Below are 21,133 nucleotides of genomic sequence, written 5' to 3'. Positions count from 1 at the left end.
TATTTACCCCTAAAAAGTAAACACTGGGTTCACTCACTTGAATCTCTGTATTTTGAAAATGATCACTGAGCCAATGCCTAAGCTTAATATTTCTTTCAATATTAAAGCTTATGTATAGAAGGATTATGAGAAGAATAATAATTGATCCAATTGCGAAATTGATGAATTTTTTCAAGTTTGACCTCCTTTGACAATTTCCAGTTTGTCCACATTCTATCCTAAAATCGAGCCATCGATTATCATTTATTTGTGGACAACTATTGTGCTTTCTTAAGTTTATTTCTTAATCCACAGTTTATATCCACACAGTACACATTTCATCCACAGATTTTAGGGTTTTCATGACCACTATGTCCACTTTCAATCCACATTTTTTTTGAAGTTGTCCTCAGTTTTTTCCAGTTATCAAGGCTACAATTGGACTTATCCAGTTGTTATCCACAGGCTAATTATACCACAAGACAGGATTATTAACATTCACTTGATCGTAGATTGGAGAGAAAAAAACCCCTGCATGATTGCAGGGGTTTTTGAATTTGCAAATTATCTCTTAGAGAACTGTGGAGCTCTTCTTGCAGCTTTAAGACCATATTTCTTTCTTTCTTTCATTCTTGGATCTCTTGTTAAGAATCCAGCAGATTTCAAGATTGGTCTAAAATCAGCATCAACTTGTAATAAAGCTCTTGAAAGACCGTGTCTTACTGCACCAGCTTGTCCAGTAAAGCCACCACCCTCAACTTTAACAATAACATCATATTTACCAGCTGTTTTTGTTAACTCTAAAGGTCTTTGAACTTCTCTTCTCAAGATTTCGTAATCGAAATATTGATCAAGAGTTTGTCCATTTACGATATATTTGCCTGTACCAGGTAATACTCTAACTCTAGCGATTGAAGTTTTTCTTCTACCTGTACCTTGATATTGAATCGACTTAGCCATCAGTTACCCTCCCTTACAGACTTAATTCAAGTACTTCAGGTTGTTGAGCTTCGTGCTTGTGCTCTGGACCTGCGTATACTTTTAATTTGCTTGCCATTGATCTACCTAATGAGTTATGTGGTAACATACCTTTAATTGCAGCTTCAACTACAGTTTCTGGTTTGTTTTGTAACATATCTCTGTATGATCTTTCTTTTAAATGACCTACATAACCTGTGTGCCATCTGTACATTTTTTGATCTAATTTTTTACCTGTTAATCTAACTTTCTCAGCATTTACGATAATTACAAAATCTCCTGTATCAACATGTGGAGTATAAATTGCTTTATGTTTACCTCTTAGGATTTTAGCAACTTCAGAAGCTAATCTTCCTAATGTTTTACCGTCAGCGTCAACTACATACCACTTTCTTTCGATTTCTAGTGGTTTTGCAACATAAGACTTCATCGAATGACCTCCTTGATATTATTTCACCGTTTATATCTTAAAACCCGGGGCAGGATTTTATCGATCGTAATCACGTCTGTTACACAACAGACCACAATCTATTTTATAGTATCTCGTACCAACTGTCAATAGATTTCATTTTTTTATTTACATGTTAAAGCACTTTTTTTATAACAACAATCTTAAGAATTTGATTGATTTGATTTTAACTGATTTAATAATGCACTTTCATCAAATAAAGACCATTTGCCGGGGCTGTATGACGGGCTTTATCTCTAGAATGGCTCCTAATGATGGCTTCAATTTGATTTGGCATTGTTTTATGATAGCCAACTTGTATCAGAGTTCCCATAATAATTCGGATCATGTTATATAAAAAACCGTCTCCAGAAATAGTGAAAACATACTCATCTCCTTGTCTTTTCAATCCAAAGCTATGAATTGTTCTAACAGTATTTTCAATCTTACTGCCAGATGCCATAAAGGTTTGAAAATCATGAGTCCCTATAAAATAGGACATAGCTTCCTCTATTGCTTTAAAATCCAGTGGCTTGTCCAAGTGATGAACATATTTTGCCCTGAGTGGATTGGCTTCAGGACTCTGATCAATTATATATTGATAAGTCTTTCCAACTGCACTATATCTTGCGTGAAAAGTATCAGGCACTTCTAAAATCTCACCTATGTGAATAGAAGCTGGCAATGCTCGATTAAGCGCGTACTTCAGTTGATCCGCACCTATATTGGTATTCAGTTGGAAAGAAGCGGTTTGCCCATTTAAGCTGTGGACGCCTGCATCTGTTCTACCAGCACCATGTATGGCAATTTCTTCTTTCAATAGTGCTTTTAAAGTTTGCTCAATTGTGCCCTGAACCGAACACTCTTGGGATTGTCTTTGCCAACCTTTATACTCTGATCCATCGTAACTGATTGTCATTTTTAAAGTTTTCATTAAAAGCTCTCTTCCCATCTATTTTTAAAGAAACGATTATATTATAGAAAATATTGTTTTAAAGAATAATGCATAGGGCTAAGTACAACACCATTACCAAGAGGCCTATCAGATCATATCGAGTGTACTTAAGTACTTTCATTCTCGTTCTACCCTCACCGCCTCTATAGCAGCGCGCTTCCATGGCCATTGCAAGTTCATCTGCTCGTCTGAACGCACTGATGAATAAAGGTACCAATAGGGGAATTAATGCCTTGGCCCTACTCATGATATTGCCACTTTCAAAATCCGCACCTCTTGCCATTTGAGCCTTCATAATCTTATCCGTTTCTTCAAGAAGCGTTGGTATAAACCTTAGTGCAATGGTCATCATCATAGCGAGTTCATGTGCAGGCAAGCCAATTTTTTTAAGAGGATTCAGCAAGTACTCAATGCCATCTGTAAGTTCGATTGGCGAGGTTGTCAAAGTTAGTAAAGATGTGCCCACAATGAGCAAAATCAACCGTAGGGCCATAAAGAAAGCCCGCTCGACACCTTCCACTGACACACTTATGATACCCCACTTAAAAAGGGGATCCCCAGGTGTCATGAAAATATTGATGACAAATGCGAAAATAATAAGCATAAAGATTGGTTTAAGACCTCTCATTACAAAGCCAACAGGTACCTTGGACAGGAGGACTGCCAAGCCTATAAATGAAATGACAAGGGCATAGGCATATAAATTCTGTATGATGAACAAGGATATCAAATATAAGGTAGATGCTAAAATTTTGAATCTCGGGTCCATCTTATGAATACTCGATTCAACACTGTAATATTGTCCAATGGTTATATCTCTTAACATTAAGCATTTCCTCCTTTTGTGTTAGGATGAATTGCCGGAAGTTGTTTCTTAAGTGAACTCACAGCCTCCTCTATGGTGATGATTTCATCACTTAGGTGAAAGCCAGCTTGATTAAGCGCTCTAGCAAGATAGGATATTTGCGGTACTGCCAGTCCAATTTCCTCCAGTACATCTATTTCTCTAAAGACTTTATGAGGTGAATCATCGAATACAACTTTCCCCTTATTCATAACAATCAATCGATTTGCGATTTTAGCCATATCTTCCATGCTATGTGATACGATAATGACCGTTAATTTGTTTTTGTCGTGTAGTTCCTTGATTTGATTGAGGATTTCATCTCTGCCTCTTGGATCGAGACCTGCAGTGGGTTCATCTAGGATTAAAACTTCTGGCTTCATCGCAAGAACACCTGCTATGGCTACACGTCTTTTTTGACCTCCACTTAGCTCAAATGGTGACCGGTCTTTATTGGCTTCATAATCTATACCTACCAAATCCATGGCTTCTTTAACTCTAGATTTAATCTCTCCATCACTCAAACCGAGGTTTGTCGGACCAAATGCAATGTCTTTCTCGACGGTTTCCTCAAAGAGTTGATATTCAGGATATTGAAAAACAAGACCCACTTTTTTTCTGACCTCAAGTAATTTACGCTTTCTCTCTTTTGCAAGTTTGTTGCGTTCACTTCTCGATCTGTTTTTAGAAGATTCCAGATTGGCAAGGCCTTCTGTAATATTGAGACCATTTACTATAATAGTCCCTTTAGAAGGCTTTAACAGGCCATTTAAATGTTGAATTAATGTTGATTTTCCTGAGCCTGTATGTCCTATTAGACCTATGAACTCACCGTGTTCTATTTCAAGATTGATATCTTCAATTGCTATTGTTTCATTAGGTGTCCCATAGTCATATATGTGAGATAAATTTTTTATACTAATTGACATAATTCCTCCACCAGCTCCTGCACTGTTAAACATTCAGTGGAAATGCTATAACCGATTTGATTAAGTTCAAAAGCAAGCTGTGTTATTTGTGGCACGTCTAGCCCTATTTCCTTTAGGTGCTCTACCTTTGAAAAGACCTCCCGTGGGGTTCCCTGTAGGACAATCTGACCATCATCCATTACAATAATTCGATCTGCGTTTACAGCTTCATCCATATAATGCGTAATATGAATCACTGTCATTTTCTCAGTTTTATTGAGATGCTCAATGGTCTTAATAACTTCCTTACGACCTGCAGGGTCGAGCATTGCTGTAGGCTCATCGAATATAATACACTTTGGCTTCATGGCAAGTATACCTGCTATGGCCACTCTTTGCTTCTGACCGCCTGACAAATGATGTGGGGGTTTACGTTTATATGGCGTCATTTTAACCGTTTCTAGCGCTTCGTTGACACGGGCTCTTATTTCAGCTGAAGGCAGACCAATATTTTCAGGTCCAAAGGCTACGTCCTCTTCAACAATCGTTGCCACAAGCTGATTATCAGGGTTTTGAAATACCATCCCCGCTGTTTTTCGGATATCCCAAATGAGTTCTTCATCTGAAGTATCCATACCATTTATATATATATTGCCACTTGTCGGCAAGTAAATTCCATTTAATAATTTAGAAAGGGTCGACTTACCAGAACCATTGTGACCAATAATCACGACAAATTCGCCGTCTTTTACATGTAAATTGACATCCTTAAGTGCATATTTCTCTTCATCTTTTTCATCATGGTATCTAAAATACAAACCATCCGTCTTGATCATTTGATCACCATCCCTTAATTTCTCTATGTCAGTATACCTTTTATATGTTAATTTTTCTATACCTATTATATGATATTTTTTTAATGGGTCGTAAATCCAATCTAAGTGGAAAATGGATTAACGTCAATATGTAATAAAACCACGAGCCTAGACCCAGTGGTTTGATTGTATTTAAGAAAGGGACTTCAGTATTAAACTTAAGTCCCTCACAGTTTATTAGATTAACTCTAATTTGCACATTGGTGCAGCATCGCCTCTACGTGGGCCAGTTTGTACTAATCTGGTATAACCACCATTGCGTTCTTTATAATTAGGAGCGATTTCATCGAAAAGTCTTTTAACAACTGTTTCTTCAGTAACAAAAGCTAAAACTTGTCTTCTTGCGTGTAAGTCGCCTCTTTTTGCAAGAGTGATCATTTTTTCAGCGAGTTTCTTAGTTTCTTTTGCTCTTGTAACAGTAGTCTCGATACGTCCATTTTTTAATAATGATGTTACTTGGTTTCTAAGCATTAAATTTCTGTGAGATGTTGGACGTCCTAGTTTTCTGTAACCTGCCATCGTCTTCCCTCCTTTACTCGTCTTCTAGTCTTAATCCTAAGTCAAGTTCAGCAAGCTTGTGCTTTACCTCTTCCATGGACTTCTTACCTAAATTTCTAACTTTCATCATATCGTCTTCGCTTTTATTTGTTAATTCTTCAACTGTATTAATGCCTGCGCGTTTCAAGCAGTTGTAAGAACGTACAGATAAATCGAGTTCCTCTATTGTCATTTCGAGAACTTTTTCTTTAATGTCCTCTTCTTTTTCAACCATGATTTCAACACCATTAATGCTATCTGTCATGTCGATGAACAAATTCAAATGTTCTGCCATGATTTTCGCACCAAGTGAAGTTGCTTCATCAGGATTGATTGTTCCATCTGTCCATACTTCAAGAGTAAGTTTGTCATAATCAGCAACTTTACCAACTCTTGTTTTATCTACAGTGAAATTGACTTTACGAACAGGCGTGTAGATAGAATCCACAGGAATAATACCAATCGGCAAGCCGACTTCTTTATTATTTTCTGCAGTTACGTATCCTCTACCTTGTCCCAATGCTATTTCCATATACAATCTTGAATTCTCATCAAGTGTACAAATGTGTAAATCTGTATTTAAAATTTCGACATCAGCATCAGCAATGATATCTCCTGCTGTGATCTCTCCTGCTGTGTTTGCTTCAATTCTTAAGATTTTTACATCCTCATCTGAATGAATTTTAGCAAATAGCTCTTTGAGATTAAGAATAATTTCTATAACATCTTCTTTTACACCTGGAACTGTTGAAAATTCATGTAGAACATTTTCAATTTTGATCCAGCGAACCGCAGTCCCCGGCAATGAAGATAATAAAATTCTTCTTAAGCTGTTACCGAGTGTTGTTGCATAACCTCTTTCTAGTGGTTCTACAACAAACTTTCCGAATTTGCCGTCTTCACTAAGTTCTACACACTCAATCGTTGGTTTTTCTATTTCTATCACTAGTTAAGACCCTCCTTCTCTTTAAACTATACAAATAACACTTGAGGGTAATAAACAATATCCAACCCTATCTAGAGTAAAGCTCAACGATAAGATGCTCTTCGATTGGTAAGTCGATATCATTTCTTACAGGCAATGCTGTAAGTTTACCTTCCATCTTTTCAAAGTTAACTTCTAACCAACCTGGAGCAGTTTTAGCGACTTCAGCTAATTGCTTAAATTTGTCAGAAGATTTACTCTTGTCTTTAAGTGCGATAACATCGCCCACTTCTAAAGTCATTGATGGAATATCAGCTTTATGTCCATTTAAAGTAAAGTGTCCGTGAACAACTAATTGTCTAGCTTCTTTTCTAGAATTCGCGAATCCTAAACGGTAAACAACGTTGTCAAGTCTTAATTCTAATAATTGTAAAAGGTTCTCGCCTGCGATTCCCTTCATTTTTTCAGCTTTTTCATAAATAGTTCTGAACTGTCCTTCTAAGAGACCATAGTATTTTTTAACTTTTTGCTTCTCTCTTAATTGAGTTCCGTAACCAGAAAGCTTCGTTCTTTTTGCACCATGTTGCCCAGGTGCTGTTTGTCTTCTATTTAAAGTACATTTGTCGCTATAGCATCTATCGCCTTTAAGATATAGCTTTTGTCCTTCTCTACGACAAATTCTACAAGATGGTCCTGTATATCTTGCCAATTAAAACACCTCCTAATACTGAATAAATTACACTCTTCTTCTTTTTGGTGGTCTACAACCATTGTGTGGAATTGGCGTTACATCAGCAATTGATGTAATTTCAAGTCCAGATGCTTGTAAAGCTCTGATTGCAGCTTCACGACCAGAACCAGGTCCCTTAACAAATACAGAAACAGTTCTTAAACCGTGCTCCATGCCATTTTTAGCAGCAGCTTCTGCAGCCATTTGCGCAGCATAAGGAGTTGACTTTCTAGAGCCTTTGAAACCTAAGCTTCCAGCACTAGACCATGCAAGTGCATTGCCATCAGTATCAGTTAAAGTCACAATTGTATTGTTAAATGTTGCTTGGATATGAGCCTGTCCACGTTCAACATTTTTACGATCACGTTTTTTACGAGTTTTACGTGCTTTTTTAGCAACAGCCATGTCTTATATCCCTCCTTACCTACTTTTTCTTTTTACGGCTAACAGTTTTCTTAGGTCCTTTACGAGTTCTAGCGTTCGTTTTAGTTTTTTGACCACGAACAGGAAGTCCTTTTCTATGTCTAATTCCTCTGTAGCAACCGATTTCTTTTAAACGTTTAATATTCATAGCAATTTCTCTTCTTAAGTCCCCTTCTACAAGGACACTTTCTTCGATGAGTGCTCTTAATTTACTAACTTCTTCCTCAGTAAGATCTTTAACTCTAGTATCTTCACTGATCCCAGCTTTTTGTAAAAGCTCTTGAGAAGTAGGTTTTCCGATACCATAGATATAAGTTAAGCCGATAACAGCTCTCTTCTCTCTAGGTAGGTCAACACCTGCAATTCTTGCCATTGAATTACACCTCCTATGTGTATAAAATGTGATGTGTCTTCTATTAATTTTCAAATATAAAGATTTTCAGCCGCGCTTTATATTTGGTACACACGATAGATTAACCTTGTGTTTGTTTGTGCTTTGGATTTTCGCAAATGATCATTACTTTACCTTTTCTTTTAATGACCTTGCATTTCTCACACATTGGTTTTACCGATGGTCTAACTTTCATTGTTATACCTCCTTATCCCTTACCACGCCATGTAATTCTTCCTCTTGAAAGATCGTATGGCGATAATTCTAGTGTTACTTTATCTCCAGGTAATATCCTAATAAAATTCATTCTTAGTTTCCCTGAAATATGTGCTAATACGATATGCCCATTTTCAAGTTTAACTTTGAAATTCGCATTTGGTAATGCCTCTACTACTATACCTTCAACTTCAATTGAATCACTTTTTGCCATTAGAATCATCCCTCCTAACTTGGATTAGATTAAGCCTGTTTTTTCGACTTCTTTTCGAAGCATCACATTTGTTATCTTTTTCTCATTGTCGATTTTCTCACGAAGATCTTCACTGAAAAACTTCAATTTGGTCAAATGCTTTACCTTCTTAATTTTCGGTTTTTCAAGCTTACGAATGTCTCCATCTGCAATCTTTACAAACTGCTCATCGACAATCTCGATGACGATGAAGATTCTGTCTTTATCTCTTCCTGCTCTTGATTTGACAAATTGACCGATTTCAAGTTCCTTAGATGAATTAAGCATCTAGTCACCTCGCTTTTTATAAACTCGTTAGAAGAATTGGATCGTGTTCGGTGATGACTACTGTATGCTCATAATGAGCAGAAAGCTTGCCATCTTTTGTTACAACCGTCCAGTCATCTCCAAGTGTTCTGACTTTAAAATCACCTTCATTAACCATTGGCTCAATTGCAAGTACCATTCCTGGAACAAGTCTTGGACCTTTCCCAGCTGGGCCATAGTTTGGTATCGCAGGCTCCTCATGGAGCTTAGTGCCAATCCCATGTCCAACATAGTCTCTTACAATACTAAAGCCTTCAGCTTCCGCATGTTTCTGAATTGCATTTGAAATATCGTATAGTCTATAACCGACCCTGCAATATTTTAGCCCTTCAAAAAAGCTCTCTTCAGTGACTTTAATAAGTTTTAAAGCATTTTCACTCACCTTGCCAACAGGATGAGTTCTAGCAGCATCACCATGATAGCCGTTCTTTAAAGCACCGACATCAATGCTGATTATATCCCCTTCTTTTAACACTGTATCAGAAGGGATGCCGTGAATCACTTGATCGTTGATTGAGGCACATATGGAAGCTGGAAAGCCCCCATAGCCTTTGAATGAAGGCACTGCCTGGTGCTCAATTATCAATTTCTCAGCAATTTGATCAAGCTCTCCTGTTGTAATACCAGGTTTTATCGCTTCCTTTATTGCTTCATGAACTAATGCAACAATACGTCCAGACTCTTGCATCAGCTCAATTTCATGTTTCGATTTTATAACAATCATGCTTAGCCCCTTAAAGCTTTAACGATATCTTCAAATACCAATTTTATATCTTGTTCACCTTCTATGTCAACAAGAAGATTTTTTGAAGAATAGTAGCTGATTAATGGTGCTGTTTCATTCATATATACATTAATTCTGTTTTTAACAGTTTCTTCAACATCGTCACTACGTTGGTACAATTCACCATTACATTTATCACAAACGCCTTCTACTTTAGATGCGTTGTTATGAATGTGATAAGTTGCGCCACAATTTTTGCAAATACGTCTGCCAACTGCTCTTGAAACTAAAACTTCAGGATTAACTTTGATGTTGATGACCGCATTTAAATTTACACCCATATTGGCTAAAACCTTGTCAAGCTCTTCAGCTTGTACTTCAGTTCTAGGGAATCCGTCTAAGAGGAATCCATTTTCGCAATCAGCTTCTTTTAAGCGATCTTCAACGATTTCGACGACAAGTGAATCTGGTACTAATGCACCTTGATCAATAAATGATTTAGCGCGTTTCCCAAGTTCAGTGCCTTCTTTTATATTTTTTCTGAATATATCACCAGTGGAAATATGCGGAATCGCATATTTTGAGGTGATATACTCAGCTTGTGTGCCTTTTCCAGCGCCTGGAGGGCCTAATAAGATTAATCTCATTTTTACCTCCTTAGCTTAAAAAGCCTTCATAGTGTCTCATTAGCATTTGAGCTTCGATTTGTTTCATTGTTTCAAGAGAAACAGAAACGACGATGAGTAAAGATGTACCGCCAAAACTGAAGCTTGTGTTCGTAAGTGCTCCTAAGAAGTTTGGTAAAATTGCAATGCCTGCTAAGAATAAAGCGCCAACAATTGTAATTTTATTTAATGACTTACCAAGATATTCCGATGTCGGTTTACCTGGTCTAATTCCCGGAATAAATCCACCGTTTGTTTTTAAACGGTCAGCAACCTCAATTGGATTAAACGTTACATTCGTATAGAAGAATGTAAAGAAGAATATGAGTGTTGCATAAAGAACGTTATATAGCACAGATGTGCTCTTTAACCATTTCCCAACAAAGATCGCAAACCCAGAACCTGGGAAAAATGCTGAAATTGTAATTGGGAACATTAAGATTGAAATTGCAAAGATAACTGGGATAACGCCCGCTTGATTAACCTTTAAAGGTATATGCGTGCTTTGTCCACCGTACATTTTTCTACCTACAACTCTTTTCGCATATTGTACAGGAATTTTTCTCTGTCCTTGTTGAATAAAGATAACACCTGCTATAATCGCTACTGCTACTAGACAGAAGATAATAATCTGAATGAGGTTAACTTGTCCAATTTTGAGATTGTTGATCGTTGAAAATGTAGTTGAAGGAACTCTTGCGATAATTCCAGCAAAGATAAAAAGTGAAATACCGTTTCCGATACCATTCTCCGTTATTTTCTCACCTAAGTACATTAAGAACGCCGTTCCAGCCGTTAAGGTCAACACAGAAATGAATGTTGAAAATGCACCTGGGTTTAAGAAAAATCTTTGGAAATAACCTAAGCTAAAACCAATACCTTGAATGACTGCTAAAACTACTGTTAAATAACGAGTATATCTAGCGATTTTCTTTCTACCTTCTTCACCTTCTCTTGCTATCGCTTCTAATGAAGGGAAAGCAATTTGTAAAAGATTCAACACGATCGAAGCCGTAATATAAGGACTAATACCCAATGCGAAGATGGTAAATGTTTTGAAGTTACCACCACTCATTAAGTTGAATAAACCCAATAGTCCGTCTTCACTGTTAGCGAACGCAGCCGCTAACTTTGCACTATCAATTCCTGGTACTGGTACTGTAGATCCTAATCTAAAAACAGCGATCATCATGAAAGTATAGAGGATTCTCTGTCTTAAATCAGGAATTTTCCAAGCGTTTTTAAGTGTAGAAAACAATTAGATCACCTCTGCCTTTCCTCCAGCAGCTTCAATTTTAGTTATCGCTGACTGAGTGAATTTGTTAGCTCTTACTGTTAGCTTTTTATTCAATTCTCCATCGCCTAATACTTTAATACCGTAATTTACTTTGCTTACTACGCCAGTCTCTAACAATAATTCTGGTGTAATTTCTGTTCCATCTTCAAAGCTGTTTAAAAGCTCAACATTGATGATAGTCCATTGTTTCTTGAATTTATTGTTGAATCCTCTTTTTGGAATTCTTCTGAATAATGGCATCTGACCACCCTCAAAGCCCGGTTTTACCCCACCGCCTGAACGTGAATTTTGACCATTCATACCGCGTCCTGCAGTCGTACCTAAACCAGAACCAGTACCTCTACCAACTCTTTTTCTAGATTTAGTAGAACCTTCTGCTGGTCTTAAATCATGAAGTCTCATGGTCACACCTCCTTTAAGATTACTCTACTATTTGAACTAAGTGGCTTACTTGGTTAACCATACCTCTCATTTGAGGATTGTCTTGTTTTTCCACCACTTGACCGATTTTTCTAAGGCCTAATGCTTCAACAGTTTTTTTATGTTTAGGCAAAACACCGATTGTACTTTTAACTAATTTTACTTTAATTGTAGCCAAGGTTCATACCCCCTAACCTAAAATTTCTTCTACAGTCTTTCCTCTTAATTTAGCTACACTTTCAGCTGTTTTAAGATTCTTAAGACCGTCGATAGTTGCATTAACCATATTTCTAGGGTTATTACTACCTAATGATTTCGCTCTTACGTCTTTAATACCCGCGAGCTCTAATACCGCACGAACAGGACCACCAGCAATAACTCCAGTACCTTCGAAAGCTTTCATGATTCTGACAGAGCCAGCGCCATAATGTCCTTCAATGTTATGTGGTACAGAAGTTCCTACTCTTGGAACATAAATTAAACGTTTTTTTGCATCTTCAATTGCTTTAGAAATTGCTTCTGGTACTTCTTTTGCTTTACCAGTACCAATTCCAACATGGCCATTTTCATCTCCAACAACGACTAAAGCGCTGAATCTGAAATTTCTACCACCTTTAACAACCTTAGTAACACGATTTATATTGATAACCTGTTCTTTGAGGTCTAACTTACTAGCATCAATCAATTGACGACTCATTTGCATACCTCCCTAATCTAGAATTTAAGTCCTGCTTCTCTTGCGCCTTCAGCGAGTTCTTTTACTCTACCGTGGTAGAGGTAACCGCCTCTATCGAAAACTACATCTTCAATACCTTTTTCAAGCGCTTTTTTAGCTACTAACTCTCCAACTAATTTAGCAGCTTGTTTATTTCCAGTATTTGAAACTTTCTCTTTAACAGCAGTTTCAAGGCTAGAAGCAGCAACTAAAGTGTTTCCAGTTACGTCATCAATAATTTGCGCGTAAATGTTAAGATTTGATCTATAAACATTTAGTCTAGGCTTCGCAGTGGTACCAGAAATTTTCTTACGCACTCTCATATGACGCGCTTTTCTATTTTCATTTCTACTTGCCATTAGTTATGCCACTCCTTTCTTATTTTTTACCTGTTTTACCTTCTTTACGTCTAACGTTTTCGTCAGCGTAACGAACGCCTTTACCTTTGTAAGGTTCAGGTTTTCTCCACTCTCTGATTTTAGAAGCGTAGTTACCAACTCTTTGCTTGTTGATACCTTTTACGATGATTTCAGTTTGAGTCGGAACTTCTACTGTAATACCATCTGGATCTTCCATAACAACTGGATGAGAATGACCTAATTGTAATTCTAATTTCTTACCGTTTTTAGCAGCTTTGTAACCTACTCCAACGATTAAAAGTTTTCTTTCGTAACCTTTAGTTACACCAACAACCATATTGTTGATTAGCGCTCTAGATAAACCATGTAACGCTCTATGTCTTTTATTATCAGATGGTCTTACAACTGTTAATGTTTCACCATCTATATCGATCTTAATGTCTTTGTCTATTTGCTCTGACAATTCTCCTAGAGGACCTTTTACAGTTACTAAGTTTTCACTTGAAACTGAAATTTGAACCCCTTGAGGTATTGTAATAGGCAATCTACCTACTCTCGACATTGTCACACCTCCTAGTTATTCGTATTACCATACGTAACAGATTACTTCGCCGCCAACGCCAAGCTTTCTAGCTTCTCTATCAGTGATGATACCGTTTGAAGTTGAAATAATTGCTACACCTAATCCACCTAAAACTCTTGGAATATCTGTCTTTTTTGCATAAACTCTTAAGCCAGGCTTAGAGATTCTTTTTAATCCAGTGATAACTCTTTCTTTGCTATCGCCGTATTTAAGTTCGATTCTAATCAAACCTTGTTTACCGTCTTCTATTACATCAAATCCTTTGATGTATCCTTCTTCTAAAAGGATCTCAACGATTTTTGTTTTAACATTCGATGCTGGAACATCTACTGAAGCATGTTTAACCATATTAGCGTTACGTACACGTGTCAGTAAATCAGCAATTGGATCTGTCATAGCCATGAGTATTTACCTCCTTCCGATTTCTTACCAGCTAGCTTTTCTAACGCCAGGAATTTGACCTTTGTATGCCAATTCTCTAAAGCAGATACGGCAAATTCCATATTTTCTTAAATAAGCATGTGGTCTTCCACAGATTCTACATCTATTGTATTCTCTAGTTGAGTACTTTTGTGTTCTTGATTGTTTAACTTTAAGACTCGTTTTAGCCACTATAATCCCTCCTTACTTAACGAATGGCATTCCCATCAATCTCAATAATTCTCTTGCCTCTTCATCAGTTTTTGCAGAAGTAACGAAAGTGATGTCCATACCTCTAACAGTATCTACCTTATCAATGTTGATTTCTGGAAAGATTAACTGCTCTTTAATACCTAAAGTATAGTTTCCTCTTCCGTCGAAAGAATTCGCGCTAACACCTCTAAAGTCTCTTACCCTTGGAAGTGAAATTGTAATGAATCTGTCTAAGAATTCATACATTCTCTCGCCTCTAAGTGTAACTTTAGCACCAACATTCATACCAGCTCTCACTTTGAAGTTCGCAACTGATTTCTTAGCTTTTGTAATCACAGGTGCCTGTCCAGCGATAGTTGTCAATTCATCAACGGCAGCTTTGATTACTTTTGGATTATCTTTACCATCACCGAGACCCATATTGATTACGATCTTCTCGATTTTTGGAAGTTGCATTACATTGTCATATTGGAATTTTTCCATTAAGGCTTTTTTTACCTCATTATTGTACTTCTCTTTAAATCTTGCCATGAGTTAAACCTCCTTTCTCACTGGATTAGTCTATTACTTCACCTGTTTTCACAGATACTCTTACTTTTTGTCCATTTTCTAATACTTTAGAAGCTAATCTAGTACCAGCTTTAGCTTTTGCATCGTAATAAAGTACGTTAGATACATGGATTGGTGCTTCTTTGTGGATTCTTCCACCTTGTTGAACCTTCATTGAAGGTTTTTGATGTTTAGTCGCCATGTTGACATTTTCAACAATAATTCTATCCGTCTTTGGATTAGCGCTTAACACTTTGCCTTTTTTGCCTTTATCTTTCCCAGCAATTACGATAACTGTATCGCCTTTTTTAATATGCATTACTACACCTCCTAAGTTTAAAGAACTTCTGGAGCTAGAGAAACGATCTTCATAAACTTCTTATCTCTTAACTCTCTAGCAACTGGTCCGAAGATACGAGTTCCTATTGGAGATAAATCGTCTTTTATAATTACTGCAGCGTTTTCGTCAAATTTGACGTAACTACCATCAGGTCTTCTTAAACCATAGTTGCTTCTAACTATAACAGCTTTAACGACGTCACCCTTCTTGACAACTCCGCCAGGTGTTGCATTTTTAACGCTCGCTACTATAACATCTCCGATATTACCGTATTTTCTCTTTGAACCACCTAATACACGGATACAAAGTATTTCTTTCGCGCCAGAGTTATCAGCAACTTTTAAACGAGTTTCGTTTTGGATCATGCTTTTGTCCTCCTTTTAGCCAAATCTACTTAGCTTTTTCAACGATTTCAACTAGTCTCCATCTTTTATCTCTGCTAAGTGGTCTAGTTTCCATAATTCTTACTTTATCACCTATACCACATTGATTATTTTCATCATGTGCTTTAAATTTCTTTGTTCTCTTAACTCTTTTTCCATAGAGTGGATGGCGAATGAAGTCTTCTACTGTAACGACGATAGTTTTATCCATTTTATCGCTTGTAACGTATCCAACTCTAACTTTTCTTCTTCCTCTTTCCACAGCGTAACCTCCTCGCTTATGCTTTGATCTCTCTAGCTCTTAAGATCGTTTTAGCACGCGCAATGTCCTTTTTAATAGCTTTAATCTGCATAGGATTATCTAATTGCCCAGTTGCTAATTGGAATCTTAAGTTGAAGAGCTCATTTTTCAACTCGACAATTTTATCGTTTAATTCCTGTGAAGTCATTTCTTTAATTTGGTTTGCTTTCAACTTATTCACCACCCTTTTCGATAGCGTCTTCCTTCTTAACGAATTTACACTTGATTGGTAATTTGTTTGCAGCAAGTCTCATTGCTTCTCTTGCTAGCGTTTCATCTACTCCAGAAAGTTCGAACATCACTCTGCCTGGCTTAACAACTGCTACCCAGTACTCAGGTGAACCTTTACCAGCACCCATACGAGTTTCAGCAGGCTTTTGTGTAACCGGCTTATGAGGGAAAATTTTAATCCAAACTTTACCGCTTCTTTTCATTTTTCTATTCATAGCAATTCTGGCTGCTTCTATTTGATTAGCTGTAATCCAAGCAGGCTCCATAGCAACTAAACCGTAATCTCCGTAAGTTACTGTGTTCCCTTTTTGAGCAGTACCCGACATTCTACCTCTGTGAACTCTACGGCGTTTTACTCTTTTAGGCATTAACATATGGTAGTTGCCTCCTTTCACAAAACTTTCTTATTAATTATCGTTATTTCTTGGCTTTCTAGGTCCTCTATTTTGGCCACCTTGATTGTTTCTGCCGCCTCTTTGTGGACGTTTGTCAGTTACTTTTCTAGCTTCTTTTCTTCTGAGTCTAGTTTCTTCACTAACGCTTGGTAAGATTTCACCTTTGTTGATCCATACTTTTACGCCGATTTTACCGTAAGTTGTATCTGCTTCAGCAAATCCATAGTCAATATCAGCTCTAAGTGTAGATAAAGGTACATTACCTTCTGAATAACCTTCAGTTCTTGCCATCTCAGCGCCGCCTAAACGACCAGATGTTTGAACTTTGATACCTTCAGCGCCAGATTTCATAGATCTTCCGATAACTTGTTTCATTGCTCTTCTGAACGAAACACGTTTTTCTAATGAGAAAGCTACGTTTTCAGCAACTAATTGAGCATCTAAATCGATGTTATCAACTTCAGAAATATCTAATTGAATAGATTTCTTTGTTAACTTCTCAAGTTCTTCTCTTAATACCTTAATATTTTCGCCACCTTTACCAACAACCATTCCTGGTTTAGCTGTGAATACATTTACATGTACTTTATCATTAGCAGCTCTGTCGATATAGATTCTTGAAATACCAGCAGTGAAAAGTCTTCCTTTTACATGCTTTCTGATTTCAAAGTCTTCTATTAATAAATCGGCGAAGTTTTTCTTGTTTGCATACCATTTTGAGTCCCAATCTTTGATGACTCCAACTCGGAGTCCGTGTGGGCTAACTTTTTGACCCATTCAGTGCACCCTCCTTTATTCTTTTTCCGCGACTACTACGCCAACATGACTAGATCTTCTTAAGATAGGATTTGCTCTTCCCATTGATCCAGCGTTCCATCTTTTTAATGTAGGGCCTTGATTTGCGTAAATTTCTTTTACGATTAAAGTTTCTACATCTAAGTGATGATTGTTTTCAGCATTTGCAACCGCTGAATTTAAGACTTTTAAAAATATCTCTGCACCTTTTCTAGGTGTAAATTTTAAAATATTTTGTGCTTCTTTAACATTTTTTCCTCTTACTAAATCAGCGATTGGCTTCATTTTTCGAGGAGAAATTCTTACGTGCTTAGCTTCCGCTCTAGCTTGCATTCTGATGGCCTCCTTTCGGATTATTACGTTTATTTACTCTTCTTATCGCCTGCGTGTCCTCTAAAAGTTCTAGTAGGCGCGAATTCACCTAATTTATGTCCGATCATATCTTCCGTTACATAAACTGGAATATGTTTTCTTCCATCGTGAACTGCGATAGTATGACCAACCATTTGTGGGAAAATAGTTGACGATCTCGACCAAGTTTTTAAAACTTTCTTCTCACTATTCGAGTTCATTTCTTCTATTTTTTTCAAAAGGCCCTTGTGGACAAAAGGTCCTTTTTTAAGAGATCTTCCCATGATCTGTCCTCCTTTCAGATTTAAGAACTAAATTATTTCTTTCTAGCAGAAACAATATATTTGTTCGAATGTTTGTTTTTCTTTCTAGTTTTGTAACCAAGTGCTGGTTTACCCCAAGGTGTAACCGGATTTGGTCTACCGATTGGAGATCTACCTTCACCACCACCGTGTGGGTGATCGTTAGGGTTCATTACAGATCCTCTGACAGTAGGTCTAATACCCATATGTCTTTTTCTACCTGCTTTACCGATTGTGATGTTTTCATGATCAATGTTACCAACTTGACCAACTGTAGCTCTACACTCTTTTCTTACATATCTTGTTTCACCAGATGGTAATCTTAAAAGTGCATATTTGCCTTCTTTAGCCATTAATTGAGCTGAGTTACCTGCAGATCTAACTAATTGACCACCTTTACCAGCTTTCATTTCGATATTGTGAATAATTGTACCAACTGGCATGTTCATAAGTGGCATTGCGTTACCCACTTTGATATCCACTTGATCACCCGATACTACAACATCGCCAACTTTTAAGCCGTTTGGATGAAGAATATATCTTTTTTCGCCATCAGCATATGCTAAAAGTGCAATATTTGCGCTTCTATTTGGATCATACTCAACAGCTGCTACCTTTGCAGGTACATTATCTTTTAATCTTTTGAAGTCGATTATTCTATATTTCTTAGTCGCTCCGCCACCTCTATGACGAACAGTGATTTTACCTTGATTATTTCTACCAGAGTTTTTCTTAAGTGTCATGATTAATGACTTTTCTGGTTGCTTTTTAGTAATTTCTTCAAACGTTGACACTGTCATTTGTCTTAGAGCAGGTGAAGTCGGTTTAAAGCCTCTAATTCCCATGGTTCTACCTCCTTCGAGTTTTTATTACATACCTTCAAAGAATTCGATAGTCTTGCTATCTGCAGTTAATTTAACGATTGCTTTTTTCCAGCTTCTAGTGTAGCCTTCGTTTTTACCCATTCTTTTTAATTTTCCAGGAACATTTAAAGTATTTACTTTTTCTACTTTAACGCCGAAAACTTCTTCCACAGCTTTTTTGATTTGTGTTTTGTTAGCATCTCTGTGAACTTCAAATGTGTACTTTCTATCTGCTGTTTGCATCATAGAGTTTTCTGTAACGATTGGCTTAATGATAATATCGTAAGAGGTTCTCATTACGCGTACACCTCCTCAAATTTCTCGATTGCACTCTTAGTCACAACGAAGAAGTCATGATTTAAGATTTCATATACGTTGATTTGTCCAACAAATGAAGCTTGAACACCTTCAATGTTGTTCGCTGATCTTACAACGTTCTCGTCTTTACAACAAGTTACGAGTAAAGATTTTTTACCAGCTACTTTTAAGTTTTCTAAAACTTTAAGCATCTCTTTTGTTTTTGGTGAGCTTAATGCAAACTCATCAATAACGATAATTTCATTGTCTCTTACTTTAGCACTTAACGCAGATTTTAACGCAAGTCTTCTCATTTTCTTAGGCAATGAATATCTGTAACTTCTTGGCTTTGGTGCAAATGCCACACCACCACCAATATAGTGAGGTGCTCTAATTGTACCTTGTCTTGCGTTACCAGTTCCTTTTTGTCTAAACGGCTTTCTACCACCGCCTCTTACTTCTGCTCTAGTTTTAGCAGATTGTGTACCTTGTCTTTGATTTGCTAAGTAGTTCTTAACAACTTCATGCATAACAGGTATATTTGGCTCTATTCCGAAAATAGTATCATTTAATTCTATTTCACTGACCTTTTGGCCCGAAATGTTTAATACGTCTAATTTAGGCACTGTGCTTCCTCCTTTCATCAGCTATTATTTTGTTGCCTTAACAGCTTTTCTAATTACGATTTGACCGCCCTTTGGTCCTGGCACTGCACCTTTAACTAATAGAAGATTTCTCTCGACATCAACTTTTACTACTTCAAGGTTCAAAACCGTAACTTGTTCATTACCCATTCTTCCTGCCATTGGCATACCCTTTAATACTCTTGCTGGGTAAGATGCAGCACCAATAGAACCAGGTCCTCTGTGGTATTTAGAACCATGTGTTTCTGGTCCTCTTGATTGATTGTGTCTCTTGATCGGACCAGCAGTACCTTTACCTTTAGAAGTACCTGTTACGTCGATCATTTGACCTTCTTCAAAAATATCAGCTTTGATTTCTTGTTTCACTTCGAAACCTTCTGTTGATTCAACTCTGAACTCTTTTAAAGATTTTTTGTAAGGAACACCTGCTTTGTCAAAATGTCCTTTTTTAGGTTTGTTCACGTGTTTTTCTTTCACAACACCTGATGCAACCTGAATCGCATTGTAACCATCTGTCTCAACAGTTTTGATTTGAGTTACTGCCATAGGCTGTACTTCAACAACTGTAACAGGTGTTACGATGCCTTTTTCGTTAAAAACTTGGGTCATACCGATTTTTTTACCGATAATTCCTACCATGCGTTTGCACCTCCTAATAATTTTACAGCGGATTACCTTCTGTAATCATACTAAAAAATCAGGTTTATCTATTTAAACCGAAATCTTAGTTTCTAATTCTTAAAGCTTAATTTCTACATCTACGCCTGCAGGTAATTCAAGCTTCATAAGAGCGTCAACTGTCTTTTGTTGCGGGTTTAAGATGTCAATGAGTCTTTTGTGCGTTCTGATTTCGAACTGCTCTCTAGAATCTTTGTACTTATGAACCGCTCTTAAGATAGTAACGATTTCTTTCTTTGTTGGCAATGGAATAGGTCCAGCCACGTCTGCTCCTGTTAACTTTGCTGCCTCAACAATCTTTTGAGCAGTGTTGTCAAGGATTTTGTGATCAAATGATTTTAATCTGATTCTGATTTTTTGCTTGTTAGCCATTGTTTAACCTCCTTATTTTTATCGTACGTTGACTGCGATCATACGACCGAGTGTTTTATCGTCCACTGTGCCGGGTGTTTCATTGGTGAATGGAAAATAAACTCGTCGCCCATATCGCGTATGGACAATTCTCCATGGAAATTCTCTCACAGTATAAGTAACTTTCCACTTCATCGCATTAGTGCACCAATACATTATATAATAACCCCTTGCATAATGCAAGGGGTTATTTGTATTATAGTTTGTTAACTTTTCGTAAACATCAACTACTTCAATAATGATTATTGAGTAATTTTATTAACGTTACCAGCGCCTACTGTTCTACCACCTTCACGAATAGAGAATCTTACACCCTCTTCGATTGCGATTGGTGCGATAAGCTCGATGTTCATTTCGATGTTATCACCAGGCATACACATTTCTACGCCAGCTGGTAAATCGATTGAACCAGTTACGTCTGTAGTTCTG

40 protein-coding genes are annotated in these 21,133 nt (G+C 37.1%); all 40 read right to left on the bottom strand.

Translation table 11 applies throughout. The annotated features are described in order from the left end of the window. Nucleotides 1-543: 543 nt before the first annotated feature. Nucleotides 544-939 carry a 30S ribosomal protein S9 gene (rpsI, locus tag AC220I_RS07005; RefSeq protein WP_486723096.1) on the bottom strand — a complete coding sequence of 132 codons (396 nt, stop codon included), beginning with the start codon at nt 937-939 and terminating at the stop codon, nt 544-546. 13 nt (nt 940-952) lie between these two features. Next, nucleotides 953-1,387, bottom strand: coding sequence for a 50S ribosomal protein L13 (gene rplM, locus AC220I_RS07000; RefSeq protein ID WP_486723095.1), 435 nt, complete (start codon nt 1,385-1,387; stop codon nt 953-955). Between the two features lie 214 nt (nt 1,388-1,601). Then, nucleotides 1,602-2,339 carry a tRNA pseudouridine(38-40) synthase TruA gene (truA, locus tag AC220I_RS06995; RefSeq protein ID WP_486723094.1) on the bottom strand — a complete coding sequence of 246 codons (738 nt, stop codon included), beginning with the start codon at nt 2,337-2,339 and terminating at the stop codon, nt 1,602-1,604. A 58-nt stretch (nt 2,340-2,397) separates the two neighbouring features. Next, entirely contained in the window at nt 2,398-3,186 is a 789-nt protein-coding gene (locus AC220I_RS06990) for an energy-coupling factor transporter transmembrane component T family protein (protein ID WP_486723093.1), read from the bottom strand. After that, nucleotides 3,186-4,133, bottom strand: a complete 948-nt coding sequence (locus AC220I_RS06985; RefSeq protein WP_486723092.1) for an energy-coupling factor transporter ATPase — start codon at nt 4,131-4,133, stop codon at nt 3,186-3,188. Before AC220I_RS06985 ends, AC220I_RS06990 begins: the two co-directional genes overlap by 1 nt. Beyond that, a complete protein-coding gene (locus AC220I_RS06980) occupies nt 4,118-4,948 on the bottom strand; it encodes an energy-coupling factor transporter ATPase (protein WP_486723091.1) in 831 nt (276 codons plus the stop codon). The genes AC220I_RS06985 and AC220I_RS06980 overlap by 16 nt, the downstream gene beginning before the upstream one ends. A gap of 216 nt (nt 4,949-5,164) precedes the next feature. Further along, nucleotides 5,165-5,506: a 50S ribosomal protein L17 gene (rplQ, locus tag AC220I_RS06975; RefSeq protein ID WP_486723090.1), complete on the bottom strand. Its 342-nt coding sequence runs from the start codon at nt 5,504-5,506 to the stop codon at nt 5,165-5,167. Between the two features lie 13 nt (nt 5,507-5,519). Then, nucleotides 5,520-6,470, bottom strand: a complete 951-nt coding sequence (locus AC220I_RS06970; protein WP_486723089.1) for a DNA-directed RNA polymerase subunit alpha — start codon at nt 6,468-6,470, stop codon at nt 5,520-5,522. A 67-nt stretch (nt 6,471-6,537) separates the two neighbouring features. After that, nucleotides 6,538-7,158 (bottom strand): 30S ribosomal protein S4, encoded by a 621-nt coding sequence (gene rpsD, locus AC220I_RS06965; protein ID WP_486723088.1) that lies wholly within the window; start codon nt 7,156-7,158, stop codon nt 6,538-6,540. Between the two features lie 27 nt (nt 7,159-7,185). Next, nucleotides 7,186-7,584, bottom strand: coding sequence for a 30S ribosomal protein S11 (gene rpsK / locus AC220I_RS06960; RefSeq protein ID WP_486723087.1), 399 nt, complete (start codon nt 7,582-7,584; stop codon nt 7,186-7,188). A 19-nt stretch (nt 7,585-7,603) separates the two neighbouring features. Continuing rightward, a complete protein-coding gene (gene rpsM / locus AC220I_RS06955; RefSeq protein WP_486723086.1) occupies nt 7,604-7,975 on the bottom strand; it encodes a 30S ribosomal protein S13 in 372 nt (123 codons plus the stop codon). Nucleotides 7,976-8,075: 100 nt separating this feature from the next. Next, entirely contained in the window at nt 8,076-8,189 is a 114-nt protein-coding gene (rpmJ, locus tag AC220I_RS06950; protein ID WP_005367740.1) for a 50S ribosomal protein L36, read from the bottom strand. 12 nt (nt 8,190-8,201) lie between these two features. Next, complete coding sequence (infA, locus tag AC220I_RS06945) at nt 8,202-8,423, bottom strand: translation initiation factor IF-1 (protein WP_069876090.1); 222 nt, start codon at nt 8,421-8,423, stop codon at nt 8,202-8,204. Between the two features lie 24 nt (nt 8,424-8,447). After that, the gene (locus AC220I_RS06940) at nt 8,448-8,729 is read right to left on the bottom strand and encodes an RNA-binding protein (protein WP_486723085.1); all 282 of its coding nucleotides are present in this window, start codon (nt 8,727-8,729) and stop codon (nt 8,448-8,450) included. A 16-nt stretch (nt 8,730-8,745) separates the two neighbouring features. Then, the gene (gene map, locus AC220I_RS06935) at nt 8,746-9,492 is read right to left on the bottom strand and encodes a type I methionyl aminopeptidase (RefSeq protein WP_486723084.1); all 747 of its coding nucleotides are present in this window, start codon (nt 9,490-9,492) and stop codon (nt 8,746-8,748) included. Between the two features lie 2 nt (nt 9,493-9,494). Next, on the bottom strand, nt 9,495-10,139 hold the full coding sequence (locus AC220I_RS06930) for an adenylate kinase (protein WP_486723083.1): 645 nt from the start codon (nt 10,137-10,139) through the stop codon (nt 9,495-9,497). 10 nt (nt 10,140-10,149) lie between these two features. Next, nucleotides 10,150-11,415, bottom strand: coding sequence for a preprotein translocase subunit SecY (secY, locus tag AC220I_RS06925; protein ID WP_486723082.1), 1,266 nt, complete (start codon nt 11,413-11,415; stop codon nt 10,150-10,152). Further along, entirely contained in the window at nt 11,416-11,856 is a 441-nt protein-coding gene (rplO, locus tag AC220I_RS06920; protein WP_486723081.1) for a 50S ribosomal protein L15, read from the bottom strand. 19 nt (nt 11,857-11,875) lie between these two features. After that, entirely contained in the window at nt 11,876-12,052 is a 177-nt protein-coding gene (rpmD, locus tag AC220I_RS06915; protein WP_486723080.1) for a 50S ribosomal protein L30, read from the bottom strand. A gap of 12 nt (nt 12,053-12,064) precedes the next feature. Next, on the bottom strand, nt 12,065-12,571 hold the full coding sequence (rpsE, locus tag AC220I_RS06910; RefSeq protein ID WP_486723079.1) for a 30S ribosomal protein S5: 507 nt from the start codon (nt 12,569-12,571) through the stop codon (nt 12,065-12,067). A 17-nt stretch (nt 12,572-12,588) separates the two neighbouring features. Continuing rightward, the gene (gene rplR / locus AC220I_RS06905; protein ID WP_486723078.1) at nt 12,589-12,948 is read right to left on the bottom strand and encodes a 50S ribosomal protein L18; all 360 of its coding nucleotides are present in this window, start codon (nt 12,946-12,948) and stop codon (nt 12,589-12,591) included. A gap of 19 nt (nt 12,949-12,967) precedes the next feature. Beyond that, nucleotides 12,968-13,510: a 50S ribosomal protein L6 gene (rplF, locus tag AC220I_RS06900; RefSeq protein WP_486723077.1), complete on the bottom strand. Its 543-nt coding sequence runs from the start codon at nt 13,508-13,510 to the stop codon at nt 12,968-12,970. Between the two features lie 24 nt (nt 13,511-13,534). Continuing rightward, a complete protein-coding gene (gene rpsH / locus AC220I_RS06895) occupies nt 13,535-13,933 on the bottom strand; it encodes a 30S ribosomal protein S8 (RefSeq protein ID WP_486723076.1) in 399 nt (132 codons plus the stop codon). 24 nt (nt 13,934-13,957) lie between these two features. Continuing rightward, entirely contained in the window at nt 13,958-14,143 is a 186-nt protein-coding gene (locus AC220I_RS06890; RefSeq protein WP_084389180.1) for a type Z 30S ribosomal protein S14, read from the bottom strand. A 12-nt stretch (nt 14,144-14,155) separates the two neighbouring features. Next, the gene (gene rplE, locus AC220I_RS06885; protein WP_486723075.1) at nt 14,156-14,695 is read right to left on the bottom strand and encodes a 50S ribosomal protein L5; all 540 of its coding nucleotides are present in this window, start codon (nt 14,693-14,695) and stop codon (nt 14,156-14,158) included. A 25-nt stretch (nt 14,696-14,720) separates the two neighbouring features. Further along, the gene (gene rplX / locus AC220I_RS06880; protein ID WP_194704072.1) at nt 14,721-15,032 is read right to left on the bottom strand and encodes a 50S ribosomal protein L24; all 312 of its coding nucleotides are present in this window, start codon (nt 15,030-15,032) and stop codon (nt 14,721-14,723) included. A 17-nt stretch (nt 15,033-15,049) separates the two neighbouring features. Continuing rightward, nucleotides 15,050-15,418, bottom strand: coding sequence for a 50S ribosomal protein L14 (rplN, locus tag AC220I_RS06875; protein WP_486723074.1), 369 nt, complete (start codon nt 15,416-15,418; stop codon nt 15,050-15,052). A 25-nt stretch (nt 15,419-15,443) separates the two neighbouring features. Then, a complete protein-coding gene (rpsQ, locus tag AC220I_RS06870) occupies nt 15,444-15,698 on the bottom strand; it encodes a 30S ribosomal protein S17 (protein WP_486723073.1) in 255 nt (84 codons plus the stop codon). Between the two features lie 16 nt (nt 15,699-15,714). After that, nucleotides 15,715-15,909 carry a 50S ribosomal protein L29 gene (gene rpmC / locus AC220I_RS06865; RefSeq protein WP_486723072.1) on the bottom strand — a complete coding sequence of 65 codons (195 nt, stop codon included), beginning with the start codon at nt 15,907-15,909 and terminating at the stop codon, nt 15,715-15,717. Nucleotide 15,910: 1 nt separating this feature from the next. After that, nucleotides 15,911-16,342 (bottom strand): 50S ribosomal protein L16, encoded by a 432-nt coding sequence (rplP, locus tag AC220I_RS06860; RefSeq protein WP_486723071.1) that lies wholly within the window; start codon nt 16,340-16,342, stop codon nt 15,911-15,913. A gap of 33 nt (nt 16,343-16,375) precedes the next feature. Further along, the gene (gene rpsC, locus AC220I_RS06855; RefSeq protein ID WP_486723070.1) at nt 16,376-17,140 is read right to left on the bottom strand and encodes a 30S ribosomal protein S3; all 765 of its coding nucleotides are present in this window, start codon (nt 17,138-17,140) and stop codon (nt 16,376-16,378) included. A gap of 15 nt (nt 17,141-17,155) precedes the next feature. Further along, on the bottom strand, nt 17,156-17,491 hold the full coding sequence (gene rplV, locus AC220I_RS06850) for a 50S ribosomal protein L22 (protein WP_486723069.1): 336 nt from the start codon (nt 17,489-17,491) through the stop codon (nt 17,156-17,158). Between the two features lie 29 nt (nt 17,492-17,520). Then, nucleotides 17,521-17,793 carry a 30S ribosomal protein S19 gene (gene rpsS, locus AC220I_RS06845; protein WP_486723068.1) on the bottom strand — a complete coding sequence of 91 codons (273 nt, stop codon included), beginning with the start codon at nt 17,791-17,793 and terminating at the stop codon, nt 17,521-17,523. 32 nt (nt 17,794-17,825) lie between these two features. Continuing rightward, complete coding sequence (rplB, locus tag AC220I_RS06840) at nt 17,826-18,656, bottom strand: 50S ribosomal protein L2 (RefSeq protein WP_486723067.1); 831 nt, start codon at nt 18,654-18,656, stop codon at nt 17,826-17,828. A 24-nt stretch (nt 18,657-18,680) separates the two neighbouring features. Then, entirely contained in the window at nt 18,681-18,971 is a 291-nt protein-coding gene (gene rplW / locus AC220I_RS06835; RefSeq protein ID WP_486723066.1) for a 50S ribosomal protein L23, read from the bottom strand. Then, nucleotides 18,971-19,597 carry a 50S ribosomal protein L4 gene (gene rplD / locus AC220I_RS06830; RefSeq protein ID WP_486723065.1) on the bottom strand — a complete coding sequence of 209 codons (627 nt, stop codon included), beginning with the start codon at nt 19,595-19,597 and terminating at the stop codon, nt 18,971-18,973. The genes rplW and rplD overlap by 1 nt, the downstream gene beginning before the upstream one ends. A 24-nt stretch (nt 19,598-19,621) precedes the next feature. Next, entirely contained in the window at nt 19,622-20,254 is a 633-nt protein-coding gene (rplC, locus tag AC220I_RS06825; protein ID WP_486723064.1) for a 50S ribosomal protein L3, read from the bottom strand. 99 nt (nt 20,255-20,353) lie between these two features. After that, nucleotides 20,354-20,665: a 30S ribosomal protein S10 gene (gene rpsJ, locus AC220I_RS06820; RefSeq protein WP_486723063.1), complete on the bottom strand. Its 312-nt coding sequence runs from the start codon at nt 20,663-20,665 to the stop codon at nt 20,354-20,356. Nucleotides 20,666-20,683: 18 nt separating this feature from the next. Further along, entirely contained in the window at nt 20,684-20,860 is a 177-nt protein-coding gene (locus tag AC220I_RS06815) for a hypothetical protein (protein ID WP_486723062.1), read from the bottom strand. A gap of 86 nt (nt 20,861-20,946) precedes the next feature. Then, nucleotides 20,947-21,133 (bottom strand): EF-Tu C-terminal domain-related protein (locus tag AC220I_RS06810; RefSeq protein WP_486723061.1); only part of this gene is annotated, 187 nt, incomplete at its 5' end.

The organism is Fusibacter sp., from assembly GCF_057447755.1.
This window is presented reverse-complemented; position numbering and strand designations above follow the sequence as displayed.

What these genes read in the sequence shown, in the direction of transcription:
- rplB (WP_486723067.1), bottom strand. Translation starts at nt 18,656, where the DNA reads ATGGGAATTAGAGGCTTTAAACCGACTTCACCTGCTCTAAGACAAATG.
- map (WP_486723084.1), bottom strand. Translation starts at nt 9,492, where the DNA reads ATGATTGTTATAAAATCGAAACATGAAATTGAGCTGATGCAAGAGTCT.
- rplM (WP_486723095.1), bottom strand. Translation starts at nt 1,387, where the DNA reads ATGAAGTCTTATGTTGCAAAACCACTAGAAATCGAAAGAAAGTGGTAT.
- rpsI (WP_486723096.1), bottom strand. Translation starts at nt 939, where the DNA reads ATGGCTAAGTCGATTCAATATCAAGGTACAGGTAGAAGAAAAACTTCA.
- rpsE (WP_486723079.1), bottom strand. Translation starts at nt 12,571, where the DNA reads ATGAGTCGTCAATTGATTGATGCTAGTAAGTTAGACCTCAAAGAACAG.
- rpsJ (WP_486723063.1), bottom strand. Translation starts at nt 20,665, where the DNA reads ATGGCTAACAAGCAAAAAATCAGAATCAGATTAAAATCATTTGATCAC.
- AC220I_RS06815 (WP_486723062.1), bottom strand. Translation starts at nt 20,860, where the DNA reads ATGTATTGGTGCACTAATGCGATGAAGTGGAAAGTTACTTATACTGTG.
- rpsK (WP_486723087.1), bottom strand. Translation starts at nt 7,584, where the DNA reads ATGGCTGTTGCTAAAAAAGCACGTAAAACTCGTAAAAAACGTGATCGT.
- rpsC (WP_486723070.1), bottom strand. Translation starts at nt 17,140, where the DNA reads ATGGGTCAAAAAGTTAGCCCACACGGACTCCGAGTTGGAGTCATCAAA.
- rplE (WP_486723075.1), bottom strand. Translation starts at nt 14,695, where the DNA reads ATGGCAAGATTTAAAGAGAAGTACAATAATGAGGTAAAAAAAGCCTTA.
- rpsH (WP_486723076.1), bottom strand. Translation starts at nt 13,933, where the DNA reads ATGGCTATGACAGATCCAATTGCTGATTTACTGACACGTGTACGTAAC.
- rpsS (WP_486723068.1), bottom strand. Translation starts at nt 17,793, where the DNA reads ATGGGAAGATCTCTTAAAAAAGGACCTTTTGTCCACAAGGGCCTTTTG.
- rplR (WP_486723078.1), bottom strand. Translation starts at nt 12,948, where the DNA reads ATGGCAAGTAGAAATGAAAATAGAAAAGCGCGTCATATGAGAGTGCGT.
- rplQ (WP_486723090.1), bottom strand. Translation starts at nt 5,506, where the DNA reads ATGGCAGGTTACAGAAAACTAGGACGTCCAACATCTCACAGAAATTTA.
- rplX (WP_194704072.1), bottom strand. Translation starts at nt 15,032, where the DNA reads ATGCATATTAAAAAAGGCGATACAGTTATCGTAATTGCTGGGAAAGAT.
- rplF (WP_486723077.1), bottom strand. Translation starts at nt 13,510, where the DNA reads ATGTCGAGAGTAGGTAGATTGCCTATTACAATACCTCAAGGGGTTCAA.
- AC220I_RS06980 (WP_486723091.1), bottom strand. Translation starts at nt 4,948, where the DNA reads ATGATCAAGACGGATGGTTTGTATTTTAGATACCATGATGAAAAAGAT.
- rpmJ (WP_005367740.1), bottom strand. Translation starts at nt 8,189, where the DNA reads ATGAAAGTTAGACCATCGGTAAAACCAATGTGTGAGAAATGCAAGGTC.
- rplP (WP_486723071.1), bottom strand. Translation starts at nt 16,342, where the DNA reads ATGTTAATGCCTAAAAGAGTAAAACGCCGTAGAGTTCACAGAGGTAGA.
- AC220I_RS06990 (WP_486723093.1), bottom strand. Translation starts at nt 3,186, where the DNA reads ATGTTAAGAGATATAACCATTGGACAATATTACAGTGTTGAATCGAGT.
- AC220I_RS06930 (WP_486723083.1), bottom strand. Translation starts at nt 10,139, where the DNA reads ATGAGATTAATCTTATTAGGCCCTCCAGGCGCTGGAAAAGGCACACAA.
- AC220I_RS06940 (WP_486723085.1), bottom strand. Translation starts at nt 8,729, where the DNA reads ATGCTTAATTCATCTAAGGAACTTGAAATCGGTCAATTTGTCAAATCA.
- rplV (WP_486723069.1), bottom strand. Translation starts at nt 17,491, where the DNA reads ATGCAAGCTAGAGCGGAAGCTAAGCACGTAAGAATTTCTCCTCGAAAA.
- rplN (WP_486723074.1), bottom strand. Translation starts at nt 15,418, where the DNA reads ATGATCCAAAACGAAACTCGTTTAAAAGTTGCTGATAACTCTGGCGCG.
- infA (WP_069876090.1), bottom strand. Translation starts at nt 8,423, where the DNA reads ATGGCAAAAAGTGATTCAATTGAAGTTGAAGGTATAGTAGTAGAGGCA.
- truA (WP_486723094.1), bottom strand. Translation starts at nt 2,339, where the DNA reads ATGAAAACTTTAAAAATGACAATCAGTTACGATGGATCAGAGTATAAA.
- rplW (WP_486723066.1), bottom strand. Translation starts at nt 18,971, where the DNA reads ATGAGAACCTCTTACGATATTATCATTAAGCCAATCGTTACAGAAAAC.
- rplC (WP_486723064.1), bottom strand. Translation starts at nt 20,254, where the DNA reads ATGGTAGGAATTATCGGTAAAAAAATCGGTATGACCCAAGTTTTTAAC.
- AC220I_RS06985 (WP_486723092.1), bottom strand. Translation starts at nt 4,133, where the DNA reads ATGTCAATTAGTATAAAAAATTTATCTCACATATATGACTATGGGACA.
- rpsM (WP_486723086.1), bottom strand. Translation starts at nt 7,975, where the DNA reads ATGGCAAGAATTGCAGGTGTTGACCTACCTAGAGAGAAGAGAGCTGTT.
- rplO (WP_486723081.1), bottom strand. Translation starts at nt 11,856, where the DNA reads ATGAGACTTCATGATTTAAGACCAGCAGAAGGTTCTACTAAATCTAGA.